The sequence below is a fragment of the Bradyrhizobium sp. 139 genome (assembly GCF_023074175.1).
Taxonomy (GTDB): Bacteria; Pseudomonadota; Alphaproteobacteria; order Rhizobiales; family Xanthobacteraceae; genus Bradyrhizobium.
In genome coordinates, this window is record NZ_JADPKS010000024.1 from 94,672 (window position 1) to 119,887 (window position 25,216).

At 64.0% G+C, this 25,216-nt stretch carries 28 protein-coding genes; 13 read left to right on the plus strand and 15 right to left on the minus strand.

Annotation, left to right across the window (positions count from 1 at the left end):
- Positions 1–6 precede the first annotated feature (6 nt).
- The 4 genes from IVA80_RS06765 to IVA80_RS06780 all read right to left on the minus strand — a co-directional run bounded on the left by IVA80_RS06765 (position 7) and on the right by IVA80_RS06780 (position 4,743).
- On the minus strand, positions 7–612 hold the full coding sequence (locus IVA80_RS06765; protein ID WP_247427024.1) for a K(+)-transporting ATPase subunit C: 606 nt from the start codon (positions 610–612) through the stop codon (positions 7–9).
- Between the two features lie 61 nt (positions 613–673).
- Positions 674–2,788 carry a potassium-transporting ATPase subunit KdpB gene (gene kdpB, locus IVA80_RS06770; RefSeq protein ID WP_247427027.1) on the minus strand — a complete coding sequence of 705 codons (2,115 nt, stop codon included), beginning with the start codon at positions 2,786–2,788 and terminating at the stop codon, positions 674–676.
- Positions 2,789–2,837: 49 nt separating this feature from the next.
- Positions 2,838–4,541, minus strand: a complete 1,704-nt coding sequence (gene kdpA / locus IVA80_RS06775; protein WP_247427030.1) for a potassium-transporting ATPase subunit KdpA — start codon at positions 4,539–4,541, stop codon at positions 2,838–2,840.
- A gap of 112 nt (positions 4,542–4,653) precedes the next feature.
- Positions 4,654–4,743 (minus strand): K(+)-transporting ATPase subunit F, encoded by a 90-nt coding sequence (locus tag IVA80_RS06780; protein ID WP_038965694.1) that lies wholly within the window; start codon positions 4,741–4,743, stop codon positions 4,654–4,656.
- Positions 4,744–5,361: 618 nt separating this feature from the next.
- Here IVA80_RS06780 and IVA80_RS06785 point away from each other — a divergent pair.
- From IVA80_RS06785 to IVA80_RS06825, 10 genes are all read left to right on the plus strand, one after another.
- Positions 5,362–5,829 carry a hypothetical protein gene (locus tag IVA80_RS06785; RefSeq protein ID WP_247427034.1) on the plus strand — a complete coding sequence of 156 codons (468 nt, stop codon included), beginning with the start codon at positions 5,362–5,364 and terminating at the stop codon, positions 5,827–5,829.
- A 20-nt stretch (positions 5,830–5,849) separates the two neighbouring features.
- Positions 5,850–6,032: a hypothetical protein gene (locus tag IVA80_RS06790; protein ID WP_247427037.1), complete on the plus strand. Its 183-nt coding sequence runs from the start codon at positions 5,850–5,852 to the stop codon at positions 6,030–6,032.
- 133 nt (positions 6,033–6,165) lie between these two features.
- Positions 6,166–6,420 (plus strand): hypothetical protein, encoded by a 255-nt coding sequence (locus IVA80_RS06795; RefSeq protein ID WP_247427039.1) that lies wholly within the window; start codon positions 6,166–6,168, stop codon positions 6,418–6,420.
- A gap of 22 nt (positions 6,421–6,442) precedes the next feature.
- Complete coding sequence (gene dapA, locus IVA80_RS06800) at positions 6,443–7,360, plus strand: 4-hydroxy-tetrahydrodipicolinate synthase (RefSeq protein WP_247427042.1); 918 nt, start codon at positions 6,443–6,445, stop codon at positions 7,358–7,360.
- A gap of 26 nt (positions 7,361–7,386) precedes the next feature.
- Positions 7,387–7,785 carry a hypothetical protein gene (locus IVA80_RS06805; protein ID WP_247427045.1) on the plus strand — a complete coding sequence of 133 codons (399 nt, stop codon included), beginning with the start codon at positions 7,387–7,389 and terminating at the stop codon, positions 7,783–7,785.
- Between the two features lie 112 nt (positions 7,786–7,897).
- Entirely contained in the window at positions 7,898–8,089 is a 192-nt protein-coding gene (locus IVA80_RS06810; protein ID WP_247427048.1) for a hypothetical protein, read from the plus strand.
- A gap of 18 nt (positions 8,090–8,107) precedes the next feature.
- Complete coding sequence (locus IVA80_RS06815; RefSeq protein ID WP_247427051.1) at positions 8,108–8,497, plus strand: hypothetical protein; 390 nt, start codon at positions 8,108–8,110, stop codon at positions 8,495–8,497.
- A 90-nt stretch (positions 8,498–8,587) separates the two neighbouring features.
- Entirely contained in the window at positions 8,588–8,716 is a 129-nt protein-coding gene (locus IVA80_RS38315; RefSeq protein WP_256467351.1) for a hypothetical protein, read from the plus strand.
- Between the two features lie 155 nt (positions 8,717–8,871).
- A complete protein-coding gene (gene upp / locus IVA80_RS06820; protein ID WP_247427055.1) occupies positions 8,872–9,507 on the plus strand; it encodes a uracil phosphoribosyltransferase in 636 nt (211 codons plus the stop codon).
- 33 nt (positions 9,508–9,540) lie between these two features.
- The gene (locus IVA80_RS06825) at positions 9,541–10,911 is read left to right on the plus strand and encodes an AMP-binding protein (protein ID WP_247427058.1); all 1,371 of its coding nucleotides are present in this window, start codon (positions 9,541–9,543) and stop codon (positions 10,909–10,911) included.
- Between the two features lie 6 nt (positions 10,912–10,917).
- Here IVA80_RS06825 and IVA80_RS06830 read toward each other — a convergent pair whose 3' ends face one another.
- From IVA80_RS06830 to fliD, 9 genes are all read right to left on the minus strand, one after another.
- Positions 10,918–11,829: a flagellin gene (locus IVA80_RS06830; RefSeq protein ID WP_247427061.1), complete on the minus strand. Its 912-nt coding sequence runs from the start codon at positions 11,827–11,829 to the stop codon at positions 10,918–10,920.
- A gap of 13 nt (positions 11,830–11,842) precedes the next feature.
- Positions 11,843–13,618 carry a flagellar hook-associated protein FlgK gene (flgK, locus tag IVA80_RS06835; protein WP_247427063.1) on the minus strand — a complete coding sequence of 592 codons (1,776 nt, stop codon included), beginning with the start codon at positions 13,616–13,618 and terminating at the stop codon, positions 11,843–11,845.
- A 17-nt stretch (positions 13,619–13,635) separates the two neighbouring features.
- Entirely contained in the window at positions 13,636–14,121 is a 486-nt protein-coding gene (locus IVA80_RS06840) for a flagellar protein FlgN (protein WP_247427065.1), read from the minus strand.
- 9 nt (positions 14,122–14,130) lie between these two features.
- Positions 14,131–14,391: a hypothetical protein gene (locus IVA80_RS06845; protein WP_247427067.1), complete on the minus strand. Its 261-nt coding sequence runs from the start codon at positions 14,389–14,391 to the stop codon at positions 14,131–14,133.
- A gap of 3 nt (positions 14,392–14,394) precedes the next feature.
- Complete coding sequence (gene flgE / locus IVA80_RS06850) at positions 14,395–15,660, minus strand: flagellar hook protein FlgE (RefSeq protein ID WP_247427070.1); 1,266 nt, start codon at positions 15,658–15,660, stop codon at positions 14,395–14,397.
- Between the two features lie 19 nt (positions 15,661–15,679).
- Positions 15,680–16,345, minus strand: coding sequence for a FlgD immunoglobulin-like domain containing protein (locus tag IVA80_RS06855; protein WP_247427072.1), 666 nt, complete (start codon positions 16,343–16,345; stop codon positions 15,680–15,682).
- Between the two features lie 266 nt (positions 16,346–16,611).
- Complete coding sequence (locus IVA80_RS06860; RefSeq protein WP_247427074.1) at positions 16,612–16,884, minus strand: hypothetical protein; 273 nt, start codon at positions 16,882–16,884, stop codon at positions 16,612–16,614.
- Positions 16,885–17,054: 170 nt separating this feature from the next.
- Entirely contained in the window at positions 17,055–17,483 is a 429-nt protein-coding gene (locus IVA80_RS06865; RefSeq protein ID WP_247427076.1) for a flagellar export chaperone FliS, read from the minus strand.
- Positions 17,483–19,084: a flagellar filament capping protein FliD gene (gene fliD, locus IVA80_RS06870; protein WP_247427195.1), complete on the minus strand. Its 1,602-nt coding sequence runs from the start codon at positions 19,082–19,084 to the stop codon at positions 17,483–17,485. Before fliD ends, IVA80_RS06865 begins: the two co-directional genes overlap by 1 nt.
- Between fliD and IVA80_RS06875 the strand changes: the two genes are divergently transcribed.
- Positions 19,014–19,229: a hypothetical protein gene (locus IVA80_RS06875; protein WP_247427208.1), complete on the plus strand. Its 216-nt coding sequence runs from the start codon at positions 19,014–19,016 to the stop codon at positions 19,227–19,229. The two genes, fliD and IVA80_RS06875, sit on opposite strands and share 71 nt — an antisense overlap.
- A 3-nt stretch (positions 19,230–19,232) precedes the next feature.
- On the opposite strand, the gene IVA80_RS06880 is transcribed toward IVA80_RS06875, so the two are convergent.
- Complete coding sequence (locus IVA80_RS06880; RefSeq protein WP_247427078.1) at positions 19,233–20,057, minus strand: flagellin; 825 nt, start codon at positions 20,055–20,057, stop codon at positions 19,233–19,235.
- Positions 20,058–20,198: 141 nt separating this feature from the next.
- Entirely contained in the window at positions 20,199–20,897 is a 699-nt protein-coding gene (locus IVA80_RS06885; RefSeq protein ID WP_247427080.1) for an RNA polymerase sigma factor, read from the minus strand.
- A 514-nt stretch (positions 20,898–21,411) separates the two neighbouring features.
- On the opposite strand from IVA80_RS06885, the gene IVA80_RS06890 reads away from it, so the two are divergent.
- Both IVA80_RS06890 and IVA80_RS06895 read left to right on the plus strand, forming a co-directional pair.
- Positions 21,412–23,826, plus strand: a complete 2,415-nt coding sequence (locus tag IVA80_RS06890) for a hypothetical protein (RefSeq protein WP_247427083.1) — start codon at positions 21,412–21,414, stop codon at positions 23,824–23,826.
- A gap of 63 nt (positions 23,827–23,889) precedes the next feature.
- A complete protein-coding gene (locus tag IVA80_RS06895; RefSeq protein WP_247427087.1) occupies positions 23,890–25,209 on the plus strand; it encodes a hypothetical protein in 1,320 nt (439 codons plus the stop codon).
- Positions 25,210–25,216: the final 7 nt, after the last annotated feature.

A 25,216-nucleotide genomic window follows, 5' to 3' on the forward strand; every position in this document is an offset into this window, starting at 1 on the left:
AGACCGCTACTTCGCGGCCACGCGATCGAGCGCGAGGTTCAGCGCCAATACGTTAACGCGGGGTTCGCCAAGCAGGCCTAACAGACGGCCTTGCGTGGCCGAGGCCACGAGCTGCTTCAACGTGTGCTCCGGCATATTCCGGGCCTTGGCGACGCGCGGCACCTGGAATTGCGCCGCTTCCGGCGAGATGTCCGGGTCGAGGCCGCTGGCCGAGGTGGTGACCAAATCGACCGGCACTACGGCGTTCGGATTTTCCGCCTTCAGCTTGTCCACGTCCTCCTTGAGCCGGTCGGCCAGAGCCTTGCTGGTCGGGCCGAGGTTGGAGCCGCCCGAGTTGGCCGCGTTGTAGGGTGCTGGCACCATCTTGGTCGAATCATTCGGATCCGGCGCGAGCGTCGCCGAGGGGCGTCCGTGGAAGTATTTGTCGTCCTTGAACTCCTGCCCGATCAGGGCGGAGCCGACCACCTTGCCGCCGCGCTCGATCAGGCTGCCCTGCGCCTGCGCGGGAAAGATCGCGCCGGCAATAGCGGTCATCGCGAGCGGATAGGCCAGGCCGGTGATGGCGGTGAGCACCAGCAAGAGAACGATGGCGGGGCGGATTTCTCTGAGCATGTTACGTCTCCAATGTCTTCGTCATTGCGCGAGGCGCGCGCTGCGCGCCACGCGACGACGATCAAGCCAGGTGCAAGGCAACCACGACGAGGTCGATCGCCTTGATGCCGATGAAGGGAATGACGATGCCGCCGAGGCCGTAGATCAAGAGGTTGCGACGGAGCAGCGCGCCGGCACCCACCGCACGATACGCGACGCCCTTCAGCGCCAGCGGGATCAAGGCGATGATGATCAGCGCGTTGAAGATGATCGCCGACAGGATGGCGCTTTGCGGGCTCGACAGGCTCATGACGTTGAGCACGTTGAGCTGGGGGTAGAACGCCAGGAACATCGCCGGAATGATTGCAAAATACTTTGCAACGTCGTTGGCGATCGAGAACGTCGTCAGCGCACCGCGCGTCATCAGCAGCTGCTTGCCGATCTCGACCACCTCGATCAGCTTGGTCGGATTGGAATCGAGATCGACCATGTTGCCGGCCTCGCGGGCGGCCTGAGTGCCGGTGTTCATGGCGACCCCGACGTCGGCCTGCGCGAGCGCCGGCGCGTCGTTGGTGCCGTCGCCGCACATCGCAACCAGCTTGCCCCTGGCCTGCTCGTCGCGGATCAGCTTGAGCTTGTCCTCGGGGGTCGCCTGCGCGAGGAAATCATCAACGCCCGCCTCCGCCGCAATCGCCGCAGCCGTCATCGGGTTGTCGCCGGTGATCATGATGGTGCGAATGCCCATGCGGCGCAGCTCGGCAAAGCGCTCACGGATGCCGCCCTTGATGATGTCCTTGAGCTGGATGACTCCGAGCAGCTTGCCGTCCCTTGCTACCGCAAGCGGCGTACCGCCGGCCTTGGCGATCTCATCTGCAATGGTCTGGACCTCACGGCCGACCTCCGACAGCCCGGCGGGCTGGATGGCGCGCGCCGTGTTGCCTGAGGCTACCGCCAGCGGCGCGCCGCCGCCGACATAGTTGAGCATGGCATCGACCGCGCCCTTGCGCACCGAGGAGCCGCCGGCATCGACGCCGCTCATGCGGGTCTGCGCGGTGAACGGGATGAACGTCGCACCAAGTTCGGCCATATCGCGGCCGCGGATGCCGTACTTCTCCTTGGCCAGCACGACGATGGAGCGCCCTTCCGGGGTCTCGTCGGCGAGCGAGGCGAGCTGGGCTGCATCGGCGAGCTCCTGCTCGGCGACGCCGCGCACGGGACGGAACGCAGTCGCCTGGCGGTTGCCGAGCGTGATCGTGCCGGTCTTGTCGAGCAGCAGCGTGTCGACGTCGCCGGCAGCCTCGACCGCGCGGCCCGACATCGCCAGCACGTTGAAGCGCACCAGCCGATCCATGCCGGCGATGCCGATCGCCGACAACAGCGCGCCGATCGTGGTCGGGATCAGGGTCACGAACAGCGCGACCAGCACGACCACCGAGATCGAGCCGCCGGCATAGGCCGCATAGCTCGGAATGGTGACGGTGGCGAACACGAAGATGATGGTGAGGCCGGCGAGCAGGATGTTGAGCGCGATCTCGTTTGGCGTCTTCGCCCGCTCGGCGCCCTCGACCAGCTTGATCATGCGGTCGATGAAGGTTGAGCCTTGGGCGGCCGTGATACGGACGCGGACCCAGTCGGACAGCACCTGCGTGCCGCCGGTCACCGCCGAACGGTCGCCGCCGGACTCGCGGATCACGGGCGCGGATTCACCGGTGATGGCGGCTTCGTTGACGGAAGCCACGCCCTCGATCACCTCGCCGTCGGAGGGGATGGTATCTCCCGCCTCGACCAGCACGATGTCGCCGACCTTCAGGCTGGTGCCCGGCACGAGCCTGAAGGCCGGGCCGGCCCCGGTCAGTAGCTTGGCCTGGCTCTCGGTACGGGTCTTGCGCAGCGAGTCGGCCTGGGCCTTGCCGCGGCCTTCGGCCACCGCTTCAGCGAAATTGGCGAACAGCACCGTGAACCAGAGCCAGAGGATGATCTGGAAGGTGAAGCCCAGGCCAGCACCTCCCGTGAGAACATCGCGCAGAAAAATCACGGTGGTGAGCGCGGCCACGATCTCGACCACGAACATCACGGGGTTTTTGACCATCAGCCGCGGATCGAGCTTGGCGAAGGACGCGCGGATCGCGGGCACGACGATCCTGGGCTCGAGCATCGCCGAGACGGACGCGCGTTTTTGCAGTTTCATGGTTTCCATGACGGTCACTCCAAACAATCAGAGGGCTGTCGATCAGAACACTTGCTGTTCAGAAGATTTGGCCGGCGTTCATCGCGAGGTGCTCGACGATCGGGCCGAGCGCAAGCGCCGGGAAGAAGGTCAGGCCGCCGATGATCAGGATCACGCCGACGACGAGACCGACGAACAGCCCGCCCGTGGTCGGGAACGTGCCCGCCGAGGGCGGAATGGATTTCTTGGCGGCCAGCGAGCCCGCAATCGCCATCGCCGGAATGATCATGAAGAAGCGTCCGACGAACATCGCGGACGCACCGGTGAGGTTGTAGAAGGGGATGTTGCCGGTGAGGCCGGCGAAGGCCGAGCCGTTATTGGCCGTCTGCGACGTGAAGGCATAGAGCACCTCCGAGAAGCCGTGCGGGCCGGCATTCGCCATCGAGGCAACAGCCGTCGGATAGACCACGCCGACCGCGGTCCAGCCGAGATACATCAGCGGCAGCACCAGGATCGCGAGCATCGCCATCTTGACCTCGCGCGCCTCGATCTTCTTGCCGACATATTCCGGCGTGCGGCCGACCATCAGGCCCGCCACGAAGATCGCGAGCACGACGAACAGCAGCATGCCGTAGAGGCCGGCGCCGACGCCGCCGATGATGATCTCGCCGAGTTGCATGTTGATCAGCGGGATCATGCCGCCGAGCGCGGTGAAGCTGTCATGCATGGCATTGACCGCGCCGCAGGACGCCGCCGTCGTGATCACGGCGAACAGCGAGGACGCGACGATGCCGAAGCGAACCTCCTTGCCCTCCATGTTGCCGCCGGTCAGGCCGAGCGTGTGCATGGTGGAGGTGCCGCTGGCTTCCGCCCAATAGGTGACGGCGACGCCGGCGACGAACAGCACGCCCATCACCGACAGGATCGCCCAGCCCTGGCGCTGGTTGCCGACCATGCGGCCAAATACGTTGGTCAGCGCGGCGCCCAACGTGAAGATCGACAGCATCTGCACGAAGTTCGACAGCGCGGTCGGATTCTCGAAGGGATGCGCGGCGTTGGCATTGAAGAAGCCGCCGCCATTGGTGCCCAGCATCTTGATCGCGACCTGTGAGGCGACGGGACCGACCGCGATGGTCTGCTTGGCACCTTCGAGCGTCGTCGCTTCAACATAGCCGCCAAGCGTCTGCGGCATGCCCTGCGAGACCAGGAACAGACAGTACACGACACAGATCGGCAGCAGCACGTAGAGCGTACAGCGGGTGACGTCGACCCAGAAGTTTCCGACCGTGCGCATCGAGGCGCGCGAGAAGCCGCGGATCAGGGCCACCGCCAGCGCAATGCCGGTTGCCGCCGACAGGAAATTCTGGTGCGTCAGGCCGAGCATCTGCACGAGATAGGATAGTGTGCTCTCGCCGCCGTAATTCTGCCAGTTGGTGTTGGTGATGAAGGAGATGGCGGTATTGAAGGAGAGGTCCTCCGCGGCGGCCGATTGCCCGGCCGGGTTGAACGGCAGTATCGCCTGAAGCCGCATCACGCCGTAAATGACGAGGAAGCCGCCGACATGGAACAGCAGCATGGCGACCGTATAGGTCAGCCAATGCTGCTCGCGCTTCTCGTCGACGCCGGAGAGCCAGTAGATCCCGGCCTCGATCGGCCGCAGCACCGGCGACAGGAAGGTCCGCTCGCCGTTGAAGACGCGCGTCATGTACCAGCCGAGCGGCCTGGTCAGCGCGATGATGATCGCACAGAAAAGAATGATCTGGAACCAACCGATCACAGTCATGGAATCAACCCTTCAGGCTTTGTGTCCGGCGCAACAGCGGCAGGAGCACCGTCAGCAGGCAGGCGACGAGCGCGGCGCCCGCCAGCAGCAATTCGACAAGCAGCAGCACGGCTCAAAACCGCTCGGGCCGGAGCAGCGCGTAGGTGAGGTAGAACAGGAGACCGAACGAGACGGCACCGGCGAGCGCATAATCGAAAATCATGATCCGCTCCCTCACAGCCGTTCGCAGGCGTAGGTGTAGCCGATCGCAACGGCAAAGAAGCCGAAGCCCAGCGCCAGCATCAGAAGGTCCATCATGGCAATACTCCTCATTACGAGACGATATCCGGCGAAGCCTGTCTCTGGATCCTGGCGGCCCGACTGCTGCGCGCGAATGCAACGCAAATCTCCCGGCGACCGGCCCGAACTTTCACCGTGCTGAAGTGCCACCGTGTACATAGGTTTTCGAGATGACGCCTATGGCGAAGTTATAGGAATCTCATAAAGACGGGGTACGTCCGGACCGGCGGCCATACGACCCTGACAGCGCATTCCAAGCGGTCGCGCCGGACCAGCGGCGCAGCGGCAGCGATCTACCGTCACCATCACTGCCGATTGTTACGTCGGACTGTGGCCGAGGTCTTTTCAAAAAGCCTGCTTCTATAATTGTCCGCTTTTCGCAGTCGAAAACGGACGCTGCCCAAATCCCGGACCCGGCGGCATCCGTGCGTTTATGAAATCCCTATATCTCCCGCCCCGTCCCCACCTCGTTTTCAAATGCCCTTCCAGCCATCTTGGAGAGGCCGGCCGACTGACCGACGCCAATTCCAGGAGGCCTGACATGACCGCCGCACTCCGACGCTACGATCCGCCCTCACTCAGCGACCGCTTGCGCAATGCGCAGGCGACGACGCGTCCGTTGATGCTTGACATCATCGAGCACGCCTGCCGCCGCTTCCCTTCGCTCGGACAAGGCGAACGCTCCGCACGCGTCATGCGCCTGATCGATGCCGAGGCCTGGGCCGATGCCGCGCTGGCGCTGATGGAGCTGGAGCTGCCGCTGTGGCAGGTCCGCCGCATCGCCTATGACGAGGGTGAATGGCATTGCGCGCTCTCGCGCGAACGGGAATTGCCCGATTGGCTGGATACCGCAGTCGAAGCGAGCCACGCTGATCTGGCAATCGCTTTGCTCTCGGCCTTCATCGAGGTCCAGGCCCTGGCCCTGGAGGTGTCGCGTCCAAGCGTTCCCACTGTGCGCCCCGCCCCGGACCCGCTCTATGAGCCGGTCGGCTGCGAGAATTTCAGCTAGTCCGCCGGACAGGTTCTGCCTTGCCGCAATCTTCGGACATATCGCGGGCCCTGAGCCCGACACGGGTGATCGCACGCTTTGCCGTCCGTGTTGCCCTCCTCAGGCGCGAGCCGCTGTTCGGCGCCGTCCTCAATCATTGGGACGAGTGCGCTGCATTCGGCGCGCTGTTCGCCCTGGTCCACGTCGTCAATGAGCTGACCTGAACGCTGGCCTTTATAGCGCGCCTATGAGATCGCCGCACAGCCTCACTCGAAATCATATCTGCTTGAAGCGATATTGATCGGACGGTTGCGGGACATGCGCCCGCCGTCCGCATCAATCGGAAGGAGTACACCCGTGAAATTCGTCGAACCTCCCTCGTGCAGCTCGCCCTCGACCATCGTCCTCATCGGCCGCAACCACAGGGGACAATGGGTCGCCCAGGAACAGAACGGCCTCTATGGCGGCCTGTTCGTCAGCCGCACGCAGGCGATCAAATATGCGCTGTTCGAAAACGGCCAGCATCCCGAAACCATCGTCGAGTTGCCGCGCGAGATCGAGCTCGACATGGGCAAGAGGCTAGATGCCGCAGCTCCCAAGCGCGCCGCCTGACTCACCCGCTCTGCCAACGACCATGTTCATTCCACCCTCAGCCTGGTTCACGGGCTTCATTCCCGATCTGCCGACGCCGTTCGATGCGGCGGACGCGGTCGATCTTGGGGCGTTCGCCGCACTCTGCGAGCGCCAGATCGGCGCGGGCGTTCCCGCGATCGTGGTCTGCGAGACCGCCGGCGAGGCACCAACACTTTCGCCGGCCGAGCAGGAGCTGATCATTCGAACCGCGGTCGACGTCGCCCGCGGCCGCGTGCGGATCATCGCTGGCGCGGTGTCGAATGGAACAAGCCATGCCGTCGCGCTCGCACGGCGCGCGGAAGCCGCCGGCGCCGATGCCGTCATGGCGGTGGTGCCCGCCTACAACAAGCCCATGCAGGAGGGAATGCTTGCGCATTTCCGGGCCATCGCCGGTTCGATCGGATTGCCCGTGATCCTGCACGATATCCCTTCCCGCACGCTGCGCCCGCTCGCCGACGAGACGCTTCTGCGCCTCGTCGAATCCCGCCAGTTCGTGGGCCTGCGCGATGGAAGCGGTGACATCACCCGCCCGATGCGCCTGTCCCGGCACCTGTCGGCCGGCTTTCGCTTTCTGGCCGGCGACGACAGCACTGCGTTCGGCTTCATCGCGAGCGGTGGTGACGGCGCGATCTCGGAGGTCGCCAACATCGCGCCGGATCTCTGCCGCACGATCTTCTCACAGGTCAGGCAGGGCCGCCTGCAATCCGCCCGCTATTTGCACAAACGGGTGATCCCGCTGATCGCTTGCCTCTCCCGGGAGAGCCCGGCGGCGCTCAAATATGCACTCAGCGTGCTTGGCCTGATGTCGGCAGGCACACGGTTGCCGATCGTGCCGCTGGACGCGGCCGCGCAGAGAGAGGTGGTACGAGCATTCGCCGCGATCGCCGACGAGGAGCTGATCGACAGCATTGGCGCCTGAGGGGTCGCGGGGCATCCGGTTATCTCATGCTGCAATCAGTCAAAGAATCTCACAGGCTGCTCCGCGCCTGGCAGTTGGCGCTGTTGCGCTTTGCCGTGACGATGGATGAGTCCGACAGGCTCAATCTTGTGGCGCTCGCAGCGGAGCTCGATCGTTCCGGCGACCAGCGTGACGGCGGGGACTCTCTCCACTTCTTCCGGCGGACCAGCTCGCAACTCTGCGCGGCCATCAGCGGGCAGCGACAAGACGCGGACGCGATCCTGGATTGCTTCTGCAAGCAGATCGAGGAACCACGGCTGCGGCTGGCCTTTGCCGCGGCGATTGGGCAGGCGCATTCGGATCCTGCGCCGTCTCAGGCCGCCCGGCCGAAGCGGAACCCCGACCTCTTCAGAGGGCTTCCGGCGCGTAGGTCGGCGTCTTTATGACTTTCCTATACGCGCGCGTCTGCGCTCATCTCGCAATCCTACGCAGCGATCGACATCATAAGCGGCAGATTGGAGCGGCCGTCTCGCCGCGCCACTGACAAGGACTTCCAGAATGTCGATCCTGACACATGGCTTTGACCGGCCCTTCGATGGGGCCGAACGCCCGGCGCGACTGTCAACGGCGCGCAAGGCCCAACTCAAGCGCATCGCGCTCCGCGCTCTGGCCGTGCTCTCGATGGGCAGCGTGCTCACCGCGCTGATCGCGCTGAAGACCGCGATCTATGTCTGGCACCTCCACGCCTGAACGGCATGGGAGACCATCATGACCTTGCAGATGTGTGAAGAGGCCGCCATGGCCGCGATCGCCCTTCAGGCTACCCGTCGCCGGCCTGAGAGCAGGCAGACGCAGGCGACCGTACTCAGGCCGCTCGATCCGGATGTCGTCAGTGCCGCCATTCCCGCGTTCTTCATCGGACGCAACGGCGCCGGGCTCTGGGTCGCGCGCGAGGCGAACGGACGCGTCGGCGGTCTGTTCCTGTTCAGGAGCTCCGCGGTCGATTTCGCCAACCGGCAGAGCCGGCCGACACGGTGCGCGCTGGTGTTTCCCGCCGAGACTTTCGAGCTCGACATCGAGAACCGCGGCAATCCCCTGATCATGGCGGCGGCAACCAGACAGCTCCTTGCACGCGTGGCGGCAAGGCTGCGGACATGATCGAGCTCAAGGTCGCCATCCTGGTTGCGTTGATGGCTGCATTGCTGCTCGGCATGTGCGTGGGCGCCACGCCCACCCCGGACAAGTAGCATGCAACTCCTCAAGGGAAATCTGGAGCAGGCGGTCGCCACGACCATCCTGACGATGACACTAAGCCTGATCTGGGGCGCCATCCTGACGCTCGTGATCACACTCCTTGCGCGCGGGCTCGGGGTCTAAAGCTTCCGCACCGCGATCGACCGTGAATTGACCATGGCTGCCCACGAGGCGAGGAGCCGGACGCGCAGCGCGGTTGCGATGCCCGAGGCCGCGTATCCCGCGGAAAAAACCCGGTCGATCTGGCGCAATTTCACGGAACCGTGTAGAGCGGTTTCATGAGCACCAGCAACGTCAACGTCGTCGCCCATCCCCTGGTCCAGCACAAGCTCTCGCTGATGCGGGAGAAGGACCGCTCGACCAAGAGTTTTCGCGAGATCCTGAACGAGATCGGGATGCTGCTCTGTTACGAGGTGACGCGCGATCTGCCGCTGGAGCTGGTGGACATCGAGACGCCGATCTCGCCGATGCGGGCGCCGAAAATCGCCGGCAAGAAGCTCACGCTGGCGCCGATCCTGCGCGCGGGCGTCGGCTTTCTCGACGGCATGCTGGCGCTGATGCCCTCGGCGCGCATCGCCCATATCGGGCTCTACCGCGACCCCGAGACATTGCAGGCCGTGGAATATTACTTCAAGGCGCCGCAGGACCTGTCGGACCGCACCGTGATTCTGATGGACCCGATGCTGGCGACCGGCAACTCGGCCTGCGCCGGCGCCTCCCTGCTCAAGGCGCGCGGCGCCCGCGACATCCGCTTCGTCTGCCTTCTGGCCGCGCCCGAGGGCATCGCGCAGTTCCAGAGCGAGCATCCCGATGTGCCGGTCTGGACCGCCGCGATCGACGAGCGGCTCAACGACCACGGCTACATCGTGCCGGGCCTGGGCGACGCTGGCGACCGGATGTTCGGCACCAAGTAGACAGGTTTGCCCGATCGGGTTAGTCCGGTTGCCATGAGCGCCAGCCAATTTTCGCTGCAATCGCTAATCGGCACCGAGCCCGCCGCGAATCCCCCTTTCGTATTCGACGGCATGCCGGTCTCGCACGCGGCATTCTCAGCCAAGGTCGAGCAGACCGCCGCCTGGCTCGCTGCCCAAGGCGTCGGCAAGGGCGACGTGGTCGCAGTCTGGCTGGTCAACCGAATTGAATGGATCGCGCTGCTGTTCGCCGCCGCCCGCTGTGGTGCAATCGTCGCTGCCGTCAACACGCGCTACCGCAGCGCGGAAGTCGCGCACCTGCTCAAGGTGGCCGGCGCGAAGCTGATGGTGGTCGAGGCCGCGTTCCGCTCGATCGACTTTGCAGCCATCCTCGCCGATGTCACCAAGGACGAAGTGCCTGCGCTGCAAAGGCTCGCGGTGGTCGGCGGGGATGCGATCCCCGCGCACTGGCCCTGTGTGCGCTTCGATGCCTTCGACCGGTCTTATCCACCGGCTCCGCCGCTTCAGGACGATGTCGATCTGCCGGTGCTGCTCTACACGACATCAGGCACGACCAAGGGGCCGAAGCTCGTCGCGCATTCACAGCGGACGTTAGCAACCCATGCCGTTTGCGTCGCCACGGCGCTCCAGCTCTCGCCCGAGCGCCATTCATTGTTGGCCATGCTGCCGTTCTGCGGCACCTTCGGCATGACAAGTCTGCTCGGGTTCATCGCCGCAGGCGCGACCATACATGTGCTCGATGCTTTCGAGGCGGGCCCGGCGTTGCAGCTCCTCGGCGGACACAAGATCACGCACGCCTTCGGCTCCGACGAGATGTTCCGCCGCATCCTCGCGCTCGCCGATACGCCACGGCCATTCCCGCATCTCGACGTCTGCGGCTTCGCCGCGTTCCAGCAGGGCGTCTCCGGCGAGCTCGAGATCAGCGCGCCCTCGCGCTTCCTCGGCTATTTCAACAACCCCGAAGCGACGCGCGATGCGATCACCGCGGACGGCTTCTTCCGCACCGGCGATATCGGCCGGCTGCACGGCGACGGCGCCTTCGTCTACGAGACCCGTGCGGGCGATGCGATGCGGCTCGGCGGCTTCCTGGTTGCGCCCGGCGAGATCGAGGATGAGCTCAAATCCTGCGCTGGCGTTGCCGATGCCCAAGTCGTCGCGGTCGATATGAAAGGGAACGCGCGCTGCGTCGCTTTCGTGATCCCGGCCGAAGCGCCGCCTCGGCCGGAGGCGCTGGTCGCGCGCCTGCGCGAGCGCTTGGCCGGCTACAAGATCCCGGCTCGGATCTATATCGTCGACGCGTTCCCCGTCACCGACAGCGCCAATGGCGTCAAAATCCAGCGCGCCAGGCTCCGCGCCATGGCGATGGAGCAGATTGCCGCCGAATAGGCCGGCCTATTTCAGATAGCTCGCGAGATTGAGGCTCAGGATCTTGCCGAGCGCCGAATAAGATGCGGTGAGCTGCGCCTGGTAGGTCGAGAGCTGCGCCGTGATCGCGGCGACGTCGACGCTGGTGAGGTCGTTCGAGAGCGTCTCGGCATAGCTCTTGTAATCGGTCTGGCGGGCGCTCGCCGTCTCGATCGACGACGCCGCATTCGACAGCTTGGCCTGCACCGCCGCAGTGTCGTCGAGCGCCGTGCTGGCGAGATCGAGCGCGCTGGAGATGTCGGAGGACGACAGCGAAGTGCTGTTGGCCACGAACTTCAGGACGCGCATCACCTCCTCGAACGCCGAATTGTCGGCTGTGACGCCGTAGGACACGGTCTCGTCGGCAGCGACGCGCACCGAGGCGATCTCGTCGTCGCCATTATAGTAGCTGGTGTCTGCTGTCGTGGTGGAGCCGGTGCCGGACGAAAAGTTCGCGAGATCGATCGGCGCCGTGTCCGTCTTGCCGCCGGCAAAGACATACTGCCCGTCATATTGCGTGTTCATGAGCGAACCCATCTCCTCCAGCAACTGCTGGGCCGAACCGATCACCGAGTTCGTCTCGGTCGAGCTCCCGGTCGAGGCGGCGCTGAGCTGGGAACGGAGCTGGGTGAGGATGTCGGTCATCGAGCCGACGGCCGAATACATCACCTGGACCTTGCTGTCGGCGAGCGTGGCGGCATCGATATAGGATTGCGCGCGCGTCACCGAAACCTGGAGATTGACGACATGCTGCGCGTCCGCGCCATAGCCTCCGAAATCGGTCGAGATGACGCCCGAGGATTCCTGGATCTGCTTGTTGGCCATGACCGACTCCACCCGCATGGCGTCGGCGATCATCTTGTTCGACTGGGCGAATGTGGCCACACGCATCGCGACCATGGCGCATCCCCTCTTACGTCGACTGCACGGCGGTGAGCAGCGCCGAGTACATGGAGTTGATGGCCTGGATCAGCGCGGAAGCCGCCGAATATTTATTCTGGAGCGTACTGAGCTTGGCGGATTCCTCGTCGAGGTTGACGCCCGATTGCGACGACAGCGAGCTCGCATAGGTCGACTGCGCGGTCTCCTTGGCGGTGTAGTTGGCGGACGCCTGCGAGGATTTGCTCGCGACGTCGGACACGATGCTCGATGCATAATCGGCAAAGGAGCCGGTGGTAGCGGCGAGCCCGCCGGTGGAGGAAAATGTCCGGGAGTCCGTCAAAGCGTCGTAGAAGGCATTGACGAGGGTGGCAGACCCCGACGACAGCACCGAGCTACCAAGCGTCAGGCTCGGCGAGGAGTCCAGCGTCGCGAGCTGAAGCTCGTTCGTTCCGGACAGGATCTTGCTGTTGACGGCGATATCCGCCGCACTCGTTCCGGTCACGAGATCGTTGAGGCCAAAATAATCCGAAAATCCTTCACTCGAACTCCCCATCGAGCTCGTCATCTCGTTGATGGCAACGCCATTGCCCGAGCCGGTCGCCGCAATTGAGAGATGGCCGGCCGAATCGACTGAGGCCGACAGTCCGGAGATGCCGTTGATCGCGGTGACGAGATCGCCGACCGTCGAATAGGACGACAGATCGAGATCGCCATAAGAGACCAGATTGCCGCTCTGGTCGGTGACCGCAAGGCGCACCGTTCCGGTGGCGGAGAGCGCCGTGCTGCTGGTGATGCTGGTCGTGCCGGTGAGGCTCGTCGGTGCCGGCACCGCGGAAGCGCTGTTCGAGACGCTGTTCATCGCCGACGCAAGCTGCTGCGCGAGCTGGTCGAGTTGCGACTGCGCCGCCGGCAGGGTCTTGTCACGGAGCGCAATTAGCGCGCCGATATCGCCGCCGGTGATCTGCGAGGTGATGTCGACGCCATTCACCGTGACCGCGCTGAAGCCACTCGACGAAGAACCTGCGGTGTAAGTCGTCGATGAGGTCACATTCGACGCGGCAGTGTAGCTGATCGTATGCGCGCTGCTGTCGAGCAGCGCCTGACCAGATGTGGTGTAGATCTGGAGATCGCCGTTCGACGCCGTGAAATAGCTGATGTTCATCTGGGAAGCGACGTCCTGGAGCGCCGTGTTGCGCTGGTCTTCCAGGTCCGCGGTCGACTGGCCGGTCGCTGCCGTCTGCTTGATCTGGGCGTTCAGATCCGCGATCTGCCGCAAGTCCGTGTTGACGTCGTCGATCGAAGACGCGATATGCTGATCGGCGTCGGCGCGGAGCTTCTGGATGCCGCTCGACGTCTCCCGCAACTGACTGGCGACGTCGTCGAGCGCGCTGATGACGTTGGATTGCAGCGAGGCGCTGCTCGGCGTACTCGCCAGCGACGACAGCGCCGATTCCAGCGAGGCAATGCTGTTGGCGAGCGAGGTTCCGATCGACGCATCGTCCGTGCTGCTGGTCGATCCGTAGAGCTTTTCGAGCGACGTCAGATAGGTATTCGTGGTGTCGGCCGAGCCGAGATCGGAGGTCGCCGAGATCAGCGACTTCAACAGCAGCTTGTCGACCGTCGAGGTGATGCCCGTCACCGTGACGCCGGTGCCGGCGCCATTGGTAACGCTGCTCGACTGGTTCGCAGTCTTCGTCGTATAGCCCGTCGTGTCGGCGTTCGAGATGTTCGACGAGGTCACGCTGATCTGCACCGACGTGGCCGACAGACCGCTGAAGGCGATTGATCGTGCGATATCGAGTGACACGGCGGGTTCCTTGCGGGTCAGGCGCTGCGGCTGGTGCCGCTGGAGACCGCGCGAGCGGCAACGCGGCCGGAGGCGCCATAGGGCGACACCGCCGCGATCTGTTCGCGGATCGCCTGCATGACGGCATCGATCCGGCGGTTGCTGGCCTCGATCGCTGCGCGCAGCCGCGCCAGATTCTCGTCCATCGCCCCGCGCAGCTTCAGGATCCGTTCCATGAGCTGCTCGCGCAGGATCCTGTCCCCTACGTTCAGGCTGGTCGTCCCCGCCGCGCATTCGGCAACGGTCCGTTCGAAAACCTCCGCCAGCCGGTTCTTCTCGTCGACCTGCTTCAGGCGCGACGCCGGCAGGCCCTTGGCGAGCTCCGCATTCTCCTCCGCGACCAGCGCGGTCAGCGTCTCGATCAGCACGATCAGCGACCTGATCCGGGCATCGCCATTTGCGGCGTTCACCCTGGTGGCTTGGCTCGCCGCTTGGCTCTTGGCTTGGGCTACAGTCATGGTCATCGCCTTTTTCTAATTGTGCCGTTTGCCGCGGCCGGCCTGCGAGTTGCGCAAATATGCGCCGATCGCGGTCGCCCTGACGGTTGCCTGCCTCATCTGGCCCTCGACCTCCGCGCATTCCTTCAACAAGCCGCGGCGGGTCGTCTGAACGTCGTCGATCAGTGCAAGCAACTGCCTGCGCTCGCCGCCCTTGACGGTCGCGGCCCGCGCCACCAGCCGACGTAGTCTGCGCAGCAGCGCCTCTCCGGCAGCGCTCGCCTTTTCGCTATGCATCGCTCACCTCATCGCCGAGATCAGCGTGTCGTACATCTTGTTGACGGTCGAGATGACCTGCGAGGCCGCGGAATAAGCCTGCTGCGCCGAGATCATGTTGGAGAACTGGCTGCTGGTGTCGGTGGTCGAGGATTCCAGCTCGCTGCCGTAGATCGTGCCTGCGCCATTCTCGCCGGAGCCCTGCAACGAGGCGTTGCCCGACGTCACGGTCGCCGAGTAGATCCCGTCGCTAGAGACAGACAGGCCGTCGGGAGCGGCGAAGGTCGCCACCGCGATCTTGTAGATCGCGATCGTCTGACCGTTGGAGTAGGTGGCGTCGACCACGCCGTTCTTGCCGATCGAGATGCTGGACAGCTTGCCGTAGGACAGGCCATCCGAATCGATGCTGGTGACGTTGACGGACGGCGTCGTCTCGCCGGAGGCGTATTGCGTCAGCCCGTCGGTCTTGCCGGCGGTGCCGAGATCCATGGTGATGGTGCCGTCGGCCGCGCCGTCGGTCCAGCCCGTGATCGAGACGGTCGCCGGATCCGGGCTGGTGCTCGCCAGCGAGCCGTCGCTGTTGAAGGTGATGTCGATCGTGCCCGAAGCGGTGCCCGTCGCGGTCGTCGTGTCCGAAGCCGACGTCGGATTTGCAAAACTCGCACTCCAGGTGTTGGTGCCGGTCTTGCTCCAGGTGATCTGCATCGAATTCGCGGCGCCAAGCGAATCGTAGACGGTCATCGAACTGGTATAGGTGTCGCCGGTCGCCGCATCCGACGGCAAGTTGGCCGCGATCGTCGTCTTGGTGGTGGCACTTCCGCTGGTCGAGGCGACCTGGGTGTTGATCGCCTCGAGATTGCTCGCCGACTCGCTGCCGACGACATTGCCGTCGGCGTCGGTGCGCCACCCCTCCAGGTAATAGCCGTTGTTCTCGAGATAGCCGGCATTGTCGGTCGTGAAGGCACCGTTGCGGGTATAGGAGACAGTGCCGCCCGAGGTTGCGTTGGTCACCGCGAAGAAGCCAGACCCCTGGATCGCGACGTCGGTGGCGTTGGAGGTCGCGGCCAGCAGGCCCTGCTGGGTGATGTTGGCCCGGCCGGAGACGGTGACGCCGCCCGAGGCATAGGAGGTTGCATTGCTCGACGCCGTGACGAGCGCGTCGAACATCCCGCTTGTCGTCTTGTAGGCGGTCGTGTCGGAGTTGGCGATGTTATCGCTGATCATCGACAGGGACTGGCTCTGCGCGCTGAGCGCGGAGATCGCCGAGGACAATGCACCGCTGAGACTCATGATAGAACTCCGGAAGTGATCAGGACGTGACGCCGATGATGTTGGCGGCGCTGACGGAAACGCCGTTGACGGTGAGCGACGGTGTGGAGGTCGAGGTGTCGATGCCGGTCACCGTGCCGGTAACGGTCGTGTAGTTGAGGACCGAATTGCCGGTGGAATCCGTCGCGGTCACCGAGATCGTGTACTGGCCGCCATCGGTGAGCTGATTGGCGCTGGAGTCCTTGCCGTCCCAGGTAAAGCTGTTCGATCCGGCATTGCCGCTCCCGGTGCCGGTCCACACCGTTGAGCCCGAGGAGTCTTTGACGCTGATCGAGACGTTCGAGGCGGCCGAGGAGAGCGAGTAGCCGAACGTCGCCGAGCCGTTGCTCAGCGTCGAGGTGTCGGTCTTCGCCTCGACGGTGTGGCCGATATAGTTGACCGAGTTGAGCGTCACGAGGCTCGAAAACGAGCCCGCGAGCGAATTGAGGTTGGAATTGATCGACTGCTGGGAGGTGAAATTGGCGTAGGAGGTAAGCTGATTGACCAGGTCGGTGGTCGAGGTCGCATCCAGCGGATTCTGGTTCTGGAGCTCGCTGACGAGCAGGCTCAGGAAATCGCTGGACGTCAGCGTCGAATTGGACGACGTGCTCGACGACGACGACGTCGTCGTCGCAGTCGAAGCAGAACTCGTGGCGGAAACGGTCATCAGAAACTCCGACTTTCTTGCGCGGCCGGCGACCAGATGTCTGGTCTGCGCGCTTGAAATCTGTGTGCTGATGAAACGGGTGGGCGCGCGGATTCAGGCGGGGATTCACGCGCGCGAAAATGGCTTTCAACACGGCAAAATCTGCCGCGTACATGCGTTAGAAGAGCGTGATGTCAGCTTGATTTGTTGCGGCGCGAGTGCGCTCCCTATCCCCGCAAGCGAGGCGAGGTGGAGACGCGAACCTCAGAAGTCGGAGAAAGACCCGTTCAGCTCCCCGCCGTCTCGCCTTCCGTGCGCGGCTCGGCGGTATCGCTTTTCGTTTTCGCAGCGACGGCGACGATGCGGTCGGCCAGGCCTGCGGGCGCTCGGACCGGAGGCGCTGCAAGCGCACGACGCAAGGCGCGCGCCTCGTCCAGCAGGGCTTGCGCAGCGGACGAGCGCGCCAGCAGCTCTTCAGCGGGCAAACGCCGATCGTCGGGCCAGAGGGAGAGATCCTCGCCCAGTCGATCGATCAGTTCCTCAAACTCGGTGACGTCCATCGCCCGCCGGTCCCGCCTCGGTCAGGGCACGTCATAAAGCATTGCTGGCGCGGCGGAAACTGGATTTCGGCACGTTTGGGCGCCAAAACCGCCCGCAGCACTACGGAAAGCGTCCGCAACGACCGGCCGCAGAATCGCCGGCGCGCTCCGGAATCAGGCAGCCCACGCTTTCAGCCCCTGCGGGCCGAATCGGCCGGCACGGCCTTGCCGCTGCGCAACGTCGCGTCGACGTGCTCCCAAGCCTCCCGCAGCTCGGTCAGCCCGGCGACGATGCGCCCAAAGCTTTCGCGCGCATGTGGGCGGCCGAAAGCCTTGAGGCTCGCCAGGATCATCGCGTTGTAGGTCTGGAACAGCCGCTCGGCCACCGCGCCGCCGTTGGTGAAATCGAGATTGTGGCTGAGCCCGCGCAGGATTGCGGTCGCCTTCATCAGGTATACGTGCCCCTCCTCGAAGCGCCGCGCTTCCTGCGCCGCCTGCGACTTCTGGAGGAAGGTGATCGCACCGCCAAGCAGCATCGAGATCGCCTTGAGCGGCGGCACGCTGGTCGCGGCTCCCCGATAGGCCTGGTTGGCCATGTACGCCATCGGATTATGCATCATCAATCACTCGAGCTGGAATTGAGCAGGGCCTTGAGGTAAGTGAGCGTGCTGTTGGCGCTCTCGATCGCGGCCTGGTATTTCGCGTATTGCGTCTCAAGCCGCGACTGCAGCGTCGACGCCGCGCTGTTGATGTCGTCGACCTTCTGCTGGAGCTCGTCATCGCGCGTCGTCAGACTGGTGATCTGCGTTTGCAGCGCGCCGGACGACGACGCGTAGTTCTTTGCGATCTGATAGAGCTGCGTTGCAATGCCCGAGGTCGACGTCACCGTGATCGACTGCGAGGTCGAGCCGCTATAGGTGAAGGCCATGCCGGCATAGATCGAACCAGAGGCACCGATGATGGTGGTGCCGCTGACGGTGAAGAGCGATGAATCGCCGTCGATCGAGGCCGAGCTGAGATTGCCGGAGGAATCGACCGTCAGATCCAGAGTGAAGGACTGCGGCGAGGTTCCGGTATTGACGACGCTGAGCTGGCTCGACGACGTCGTCGTCTGAGCCGACAACAGGGTGGTCACACCGCTCAGATTGGTGCTCAGGATATCCGACAGCGTAGAGGTGTCGAGCTCGAGCTCATTGCTCTCATTGAAGGACAATCCAAGGTCAGCCATCGTCAGACCGCTCACGGTGCTGTTGAGTGCACCCTGAAGCTGATCCATGATGTCGCGCATGGTTCCGTCGCCGAACAGCACCGCACTCGAGGACGCCGTACCGTCCGTGCCGGTCGCCTGCTGGGCAATGACCTCGTCGCGAAAAGCGTTGTAGTTGGTGACGAACGTCTCCAGCGCCGATTCGATCTGGCTGGTGTCAGTCTCGATGCTGATGTTCAGCGTCGCTCCGTCCGGCGTCTCCTGCAGCAGGCTGAAGGTGACCCCACTCAAAACGTCCGCGATGTCGTTGGTGTTGCGGGTCATCGCGATGCCGTCGAGCGTGAATTCGGCAGCCTGCGCCTGTTGGAGCACGTCGGCGAAACTCCCCGAACTGTCGGTCACACCGAGCTCGTTCAGAATGTCGTCGCCGGACGTGCTCGAATAGGTGATATCGGCGGCGTCCTCCATACCCGTCAACACCATCTCGTACGAACCGCTGGAGACCTGCACGATCGACGCCTGGACGTTGGTTGTCGAGGTCTGGGCGTTGATGGTGTCGACGACGTCCTGAAGCGACATCGTGCCGGTGACACTGATGTCGGCGGTGCTGCCGCCCTCAAGACCGATGGAAAACGTGCCGGAGTAGCCGAGCTCGTCGGTTTGGCTCGACTGCGACGCACCGACCACCTTCTGCGCGGTCGCGAGCTGGCTTATCGTCAGCGTGTGGTCGCCGATCGCAGCCCCGCTCTTGATGGTCATGGAGAGCGCCGACGAGGCGCTCACGTCGCCGGTGGAACTGATGCTCGCCGTGCGCGTCGCAAATGCGCTGGTGGACAGCGAGTTGACCACCGCGGTCGAAAGTGACGCCAGCCCCGAATATAGCGTCTTCAGATCGCTCTGGAGCGTTTGATAGGCCGAGATCTTGGCCTCATTGTTCGTAATCGTGGTCGATATCGTCGTCGCCTGCGCGGTCTTCGCGTCGACGGCGGATTGGATCAGCGCCGACCAATCGATGCTGCTCGAATTGGTGGTCCCACTCGTCGTGACCGACGCGCCCGAGGAACTTGTGCTGCTGGTGCTCGAACTGACGCTGGTCACTTTGCTTGGCCGCCCCTGGCAGAGAGGGCCGGGCCGGCATCATGCCGGCCCGGTCAGTTGATCATCAGCCCAAGAGCTTGAGGAGGTACTGCGGCATCTGATTGGCGGCAGCCAGCGCCGACACGGCAGCCTGGGTCTTCACCTCGGCCGAAGACAGCTTGGACTGCTCGGCCGCGATATCGACGTCCTTGATCGCGGAGTTTGCCGACTGGAGATTCTGCGTCTGGGTCGAGATCGAATCCGACGAGAAGTTGAATCGCGATTCCTGAGCACCGATCGAGGCGCGTGCGGCCGAGACCGTGTCGATCGCGGTATCGAGGGCGTCGAGCGCCGAAGTCGCGCCGGACTGGGTGCTGACGTCTAGCGAGGTGACGGCGAGCGACGACGCCGTCAGGCTGGTCAGCGTGATGGTGATCGTGTCGGAGCCGTCCGAGCCGACCAGCACGGACACGCCGGACGAGAATACGCTGGTGCCATCGAGCAGGCTCTGGCTGGAATAACGAGTGCCGGTCGCGATCGAGTCGATTTCGTCGTTGAGCTGCGAGAATTCCGATTGGATATAGGCGCGGCTGGAGTCGGTCGTGGTGCCCGAGGCCGATTCGGAGGCCAGCGACTTCATGCGCGCGAGAATGTCGGAGATGTTCGAGGCGCCGCCGTCGGCTGTCTGCAGGATCGCGTTGGCCTGCGAGGCGTTGGTCGCGGCCTGCTGCAGCGTGGTGACGTCCGAGGAGATGCGCGTGGAGATCGCAAGGCCCGCGGCGTCGTCGGATGCCGAGGTGATGCGCGAACCGCTCGACAGCTTCGAGAGCGAGCTGCTCTCCTGAGCGGAGTTGATGTTGAGATAGCGGACCGCGGCGTTGGCGGCGGTATTGGTACTGATTGCGGGCATGTGAAGCTCCTGTGCTGATGGGCATGGCGTGCCGCATCGTTGAAGACGATTGACGACGCAGACCGCAGCCCCGTCCGTTCGCTCAAACGACGGAGCGCAAGCAGATCAGGCGCGAAACTTTTCGCGAGCCGAATTTTATGGTTAGCAATCGGTAAACGCGGTGCGGATGTCGCGCTCGTGCTTGCGCAGCAGCTGGCGAAGCTGCTGACGGCCGCGCTTGAGCAGCGACTCCACGGCAGCCACCGTGGTGTCCATCACCTGGGCGATCTCGCCGTTGCTCATATTCTCGTGGTAGGACAGGATCACGGCGATGCGCTGCTGCTCGGGCAGGCGCTGCATCGCGAGCTCCAGCATGCCGTTCAGCTCGTTGCGCTGGATGATCTCGACGGCACCGGGCTGACTGTCGGCGACTTCCGGCACGGTCTCGACATTCTCGTTGCGCGGCTTGCGGCGCAGATCGATGCAGCGGTTGGAGATGACGCGGTAGAGCCAGGTCGAGAATTTGGCGCGGCCGTGCTGCCAGCGACCGCGATGGCTCCATATCTTGAGCATGGTGTCCTGCACCACGTCTTCGGCGTCCGCCGCGTTGCCGACAATGCGCAGCGCGATCGCATAGGCGCGGTCGATGTGACGCTCGACCAGCAGGCGGAACGCGGCTTCGTCGCCGGTGGCGAGCTTGTCCAGAAGCTCGCTGTCCTCGTCGTAGACGACATCGGTGGTGACAGGAGCGCTGTCCGGCGCGAGCGGCACCGACGGCATCACCGGTACGATCGCATCGACCGGCGCCGTCGTCGTGATCCCGGTCCCGGCGGGAGCCCAGACATCAGCAGCGTAACTCATCCCGCAACCTCCAACCCGCAATGCCGGCAGCGCACGTGCCACACGGCTTCCAGGCGTTGAACGCGGCACCAAAACGATCCAGGCGGAGATTTTTTGTTATTTTTCAAGACGTTATCCGGACTCTTTTGCCGAGTATCGGGCAATAATTGCCGACTGCGCGCGCCTCTCGCCCATCACACCTTGCAATCATCACATCGTCTCGCACCATGGCGGATCATTCATCCTGAACAGATGCACTCGGAAGAAAATGCTGACATTACGCGGCACTAGGTGATCGAACGCGACACGCGCCTGGCGCGTGAAGAAGCGATTGTTTCGGAGTGTGAACGAACGCGAGACGATTTCTGCACTCGGCAATTTTTTCCGAATCACCTTTTTCGAACCTAGCGATTTTTTTGAATCTGTCAGTCGCGACGAATGCGATTTCGAATCGTGCGCGCAGTTTTTTCGCTGTTGTGGCGCCTGACTCCCCGCATGCGCACGTTAATCCTCCCGGTGGACGGGGAATTGTCGCATGAAGATCGCAATGGCCGGGCTCGAGCCCCGCGCGCAAATTGTTTCTGCTTGGTCGTTCGATGTTTTCGATACATTTCTGCTTCGCGCCTGCACGACGGCAGATGGTGTATTTGAAAGGACTTACGAGCTTTCGGGTATTTCAAGAACTTGTCCGAATGTTTCCGTGAGTTTCGTTCAGCATCGAATTCAGGCCGAAGCACGTGCACGCAGAACCGCGAACGAGAAGCGCGGCGCGAGCGAAGTCCACATCGCAGAGATCTATTCCTATTTTCCGTTCAGGCTGTTCGGCCTCACACGCCCTGATCTGAACGGTCTGGTCGAATCGGAGTTCGCAGCCGAGATCGAGCTTTGTCGCGCCAATCCAGACATGCTTCGGCAATATCTGGACACGAAGCGCGCCGGTCACCGCGTCGGATTCATCTCCGACACTTATTGGGATTCCGACCGGCTGGCACGGCTGCTGCGAGCCTGCCGTCCCGGGCTGACATGGGATTTCCTCTACGCGTCCTGCGACCACGGCAGCAGCAAGAGCGAGACGATGTTTGCCAGATATCTGTCTGAGCAGGGCATCGACGCGGCGACCTCCTTTCACGTCGGCGACAACGAGAAGGCCGACATCAGGGGCGCAAAGCGCCACGGCATCCAACCCCGCTATTATCCGCAGGCGACCGCGCAACTGGCCTCCAGGTTTCAGCGCGAAACGGCGCTGTTCGAACTGTTGTGTGCCGGCGCGCCGTCGCGGCTTGATCATGGTGCGCGAACGCTACGGCGCATGGTCGTCTCCCGCAGCGCCGAGAAATCTCCAGCCTTCCATCTGGGGCTGACCGTCCTCGGCCCGGTCATGGCCGCATTCGATGGCTTCATCGCCAGGCGTTGCGAAGAGGTGTCCGGTCCCGACCGAAAGGTCGCGCTCGGCTTCCTGGGCCGCGATGGCTTTCTGCCGCACCGGATCTGGAAGAATCTGCACGGCATGACGTCGGCCTATATCGAGGTCAATCGCCGCGTAAGCCTGATCGCCTCAGCGGATACGATGCGGCCGTTGCTCGATCTCCTCAGCAAGATCTTCAAGATCGACGCGCCGACCTTCCGCGACATCGTGAAAATCATGCCGCCGAAGGTCGCAGCCTTCTTCGCGAGCTTCCCTAACGGGATCGCCCCCGGCGAGGATCTTGCCAAAGCACTTCCCGAACTGATGGACGCCGGCGAGATCGTCGAGCTGGCGGCGTCCTTGCGCGCGCGGCTGCTCGCCTATCTACGGCACATGATTCCCGGCTTTGACAACTGCACCGACCTCGTGCTCGCCGATCTCGGCTATTCCGGCAGCGCACAGAAGGCGCTGCGCCGCATCTTCGACATGGAAGGCCTCAATATCCGCCTCCACGGTGCTTATTTACTCTCTCTCGACGACGCCTTCGACGACATCGCCGAAGAGGACAGCGCGGAAGGATTCATCTCCGACCTCGTGGTCACGCCCCATGTCAAGCGCATGCTGATCCGCAACATTGCGCTGCTGGAACAAATCTGCTGCTCGGCCGACGGCTCGGTGCGCGATTATGACGGCGACCAGGTGCTGCGTGAGGTCAATCCGCGCCCAGCGAGCCAGATCGCGCTCGCCGCGGAGATCCAGGCTGGCGCCCTCGCCTTTGCAGCGAGCGCGGAGGATGTCGCGCTCGACTTTTGTCTAGACCCCTATGCCGCGCCCGACGTCGCCGCGCGCTGGTGCATGGCGACGCTGGTGCGGCTGTTGCTTCTGCCTGATGACGGCGAACTGGCACTGCTCGGCGAATTGAAGCACGACGTCAATCTCGGCACGCATGCGCTGGCGCCGATGATCGACGCCGACTTCGTCCGCAATCAGATCACCGCCCGCGGCCTTTCCGCAGCCTGCACGTCGGCCGCGCCGCCGATGTGGCTCGCAGGCAGCTTTGCGCGCCTGTCGCCATCCCACGCCTATCTCTACACGCTGTTCGGCGCCAACCGCTTGCCGGCCGACGTCTTCGAGGAACGCCCCTGTGGCCCGATACAGGTCGGGCTGTTCCACGCCAATGGCGAAGCGACACTGGAGAGGGTGACCGTCCACCGCACCGGGCTCGGCGAGTTGCGCGTGCGCATTCCGGTCTCGCGCGCGATGAGCATCGCCATGATCGCACTGCCGCTGCCGAAGTTTGCCGCTGAAGGCCTGCTGCATGGTGTAACCATCCAGACTGCCGACGACGTCCGCGACGCCGCCGAGAGCCAGGAGGTGCTCGGGATCGCGGCTGAAAGTCTGGTTTGTGCCGGGATTCAGAGGAACGGCGACCACTATCGCGCCGAGACCGAGGACGGTTGTCTGCTGATCCCGGTCGCGCCAATGACGCAGAACATTGCGATCTATTCCGTGGCAATCGCACCACTCGGTTCCAATCCCAAATAGTTCGCCTGATCGCACCACTCGAGTCGTTGAAGTCCTAGGGCTGGTGACGTGAGGGGCACGGAATTGACAGACGGGACACACGAAAAGCTTGATCGGCTGCTGCAATCCGGCGGTATCCGGCTCGGCCGGTCCCAGCGCGATCGCTTGGACTGGCTGGTCGGCGAGTACGGCGCGCCGACGCTCGACGATCTGCCGGACAGCCGGCGAAACGGCGTCATCATCCTCAAGGAGCCGCTGAGTGGCGCGGCGGCCGAGCTGTTTTACCGCTCGCTCACGCCCGGCTCCGCCGTCGTCATTCCCAGAAGCGAGAATCCCGGCTTCGACTTCCTCAAATCGAAGCTGACCGAATTCGGCACCGTCAGCCCCTGCGGCGCGGACGGCCCGCACGAGATGTGGTGGGGCGGCATCGGCTGGTCGAAATTCCTCACCGCGGCGGATGCCTCCACCCTCCGACCGCGGATTGTGTCCTGCTATCCGCGCGGCGGCGACGCAACCGCCGCCTTCGCGCTCCGGCACTCGCTCGAGCGATTTGATCTCGCCTGCCATATCGAACCGATCGAGACGGAGTTCAGCGACCGCCTCCTCTGCTTCGAAAAGGCCGAGTTCATGATGCGGATGTGGAACAAATATCGCGAACCGCTGCTGTTCGTCGAAGCCGGCGCCGCGCTACGGGAGCAGCCTTTGCTACCGTCCTTCCTCGGCTGCGACGTCGCGCTCCACAAGTGGAATCGCTGGGAGATGTCGGCACGCACGCTCTATCTCGGCCGCACCGAGCGCGCCGAAATGCTGTTGCGCGCGTGGCAGCAGCTCGCCGCGTCGTATCCTGCGATCTGGGAAGGTTATCTGCTCGACCAGGTCTGGAGCCTGACCTCCTCGCAGGTGCCGCTCGACACGGTGTGGCTGCCGCGGTCCTATCACGCGCTGAAGGGCGATCTCGGCGCGATGCGCGCCACAATCCTGCATGACCAACAGACGACGACGATGGAGCTCGGGCCCGATCCGGCCTTTGCAAACATCGTGCGCTCCGCCCGCCGCGCCGGCCGCACCGGCGCCCGCGATGCCTTCATGGTCATGACCGCGAAGCCCGAGACCGCCAACGGCATCGCCGTGGTCCTGCGCGACGTTTCGGCCAGCGACGCGGGCGCGGTCGCCGCAACGGTGGAAGCCGTGACCGGCGCCTACGCCGCCGATTGCGGCGGATACGGCCGGCTCGAGCTGTCGCTCTGCGCCTGGCAGGAGGATGTCGGCATCGCGCGCGATGCCGCAGCACTGGCGCGCCACCGCATCCTGGAGATCGCGCCGGGGCAGCGCATCGCCAACGACTTCTTCGCTCACCACGCGGCCGACGATGCGGCCCTGACCGCCCGCCACCTCTTCCCCTGACGGACAT

Coding starts and splice junctions, on each gene's coding strand:
- IVA80_RS06825 (WP_247427058.1), top strand. CDS start 9,541: ATGAGCGCCAGCCAATTTTCGCTGCAATCGCTAATCGGCACCGAGCCC.
- flgE (WP_247427070.1), bottom strand. CDS start 15,660: ATGAGTCTCAGCGGTGCATTGTCCTCGGCGATCTCCGCGCTCAGCGCG.
- IVA80_RS06880 (WP_247427078.1), bottom strand. CDS start 20,057: ATGCCCGCAATCAGTACCAATACCGCCGCCAACGCCGCGGTCCGCTAT.
- IVA80_RS06885 (WP_247427080.1), bottom strand. CDS start 20,897: ATGAGTTACGCTGCTGATGTCTGGGCTCCCGCCGGGACCGGGATCACG.
- IVA80_RS06785 (WP_247427034.1), top strand. CDS start 5,362: ATGACCGCCGCACTCCGACGCTACGATCCGCCCTCACTCAGCGACCGC.
- IVA80_RS06805 (WP_247427045.1), top strand. CDS start 7,387: ATGCTGCAATCAGTCAAAGAATCTCACAGGCTGCTCCGCGCCTGGCAG.
- IVA80_RS06765 (WP_247427024.1), bottom strand. CDS start 612: ATGCTCAGAGAAATCCGCCCCGCCATCGTTCTCTTGCTGGTGCTCACC.
- IVA80_RS06855 (WP_247427072.1), bottom strand. CDS start 16,345: ATGACCGTTTCCGCCACGAGTTCTGCTTCGACTGCGACGACGACGTCG.
- IVA80_RS06840 (WP_247427065.1), bottom strand. CDS start 14,121: ATGACCATGACTGTAGCCCAAGCCAAGAGCCAAGCGGCGAGCCAAGCC.
- IVA80_RS06830 (WP_247427061.1), bottom strand. CDS start 11,829: ATGGTCGCGATGCGTGTGGCCACATTCGCCCAGTCGAACAAGATGATC.
- IVA80_RS06780 (WP_038965694.1), bottom strand. CDS start 4,743: ATGATTTTCGATTATGCGCTCGCCGGTGCCGTCTCGTTCGGTCTCCTG.
- dapA (WP_247427042.1), top strand. CDS start 6,443: ATGTTCATTCCACCCTCAGCCTGGTTCACGGGCTTCATTCCCGATCTG.
- IVA80_RS06815 (WP_247427051.1), top strand. CDS start 8,108: ATGACCTTGCAGATGTGTGAAGAGGCCGCCATGGCCGCGATCGCCCTT.
- IVA80_RS06810 (WP_247427048.1), top strand. CDS start 7,898: ATGTCGATCCTGACACATGGCTTTGACCGGCCCTTCGATGGGGCCGAA.
- kdpB (WP_247427027.1), bottom strand. CDS start 2,788: ATGGAAACCATGAAACTGCAAAAACGCGCGTCCGTCTCGGCGATGCTC.
- IVA80_RS38315 (WP_256467351.1), top strand. CDS start 8,588: ATGCAACTCCTCAAGGGAAATCTGGAGCAGGCGGTCGCCACGACCATC.
- IVA80_RS06860 (WP_247427074.1), bottom strand. CDS start 16,884: ATGGACGTCACCGAGTTTGAGGAACTGATCGATCGACTGGGCGAGGAT.
- IVA80_RS06865 (WP_247427076.1), bottom strand. CDS start 17,483: ATGATGCATAATCCGATGGCGTACATGGCCAACCAGGCCTATCGGGGA.
- kdpA (WP_247427030.1), bottom strand. CDS start 4,541: ATGACTGTGATCGGTTGGTTCCAGATCATTCTTTTCTGTGCGATCATC.
- IVA80_RS06845 (WP_247427067.1), bottom strand. CDS start 14,391: ATGCATAGCGAAAAGGCGAGCGCTGCCGGAGAGGCGCTGCTGCGCAGA.
- upp (WP_247427055.1), top strand. CDS start 8,872: ATGAGCACCAGCAACGTCAACGTCGTCGCCCATCCCCTGGTCCAGCAC.
- IVA80_RS06890 (WP_247427083.1), top strand. CDS start 21,412: ATGAAGATCGCAATGGCCGGGCTCGAGCCCCGCGCGCAAATTGTTTCT.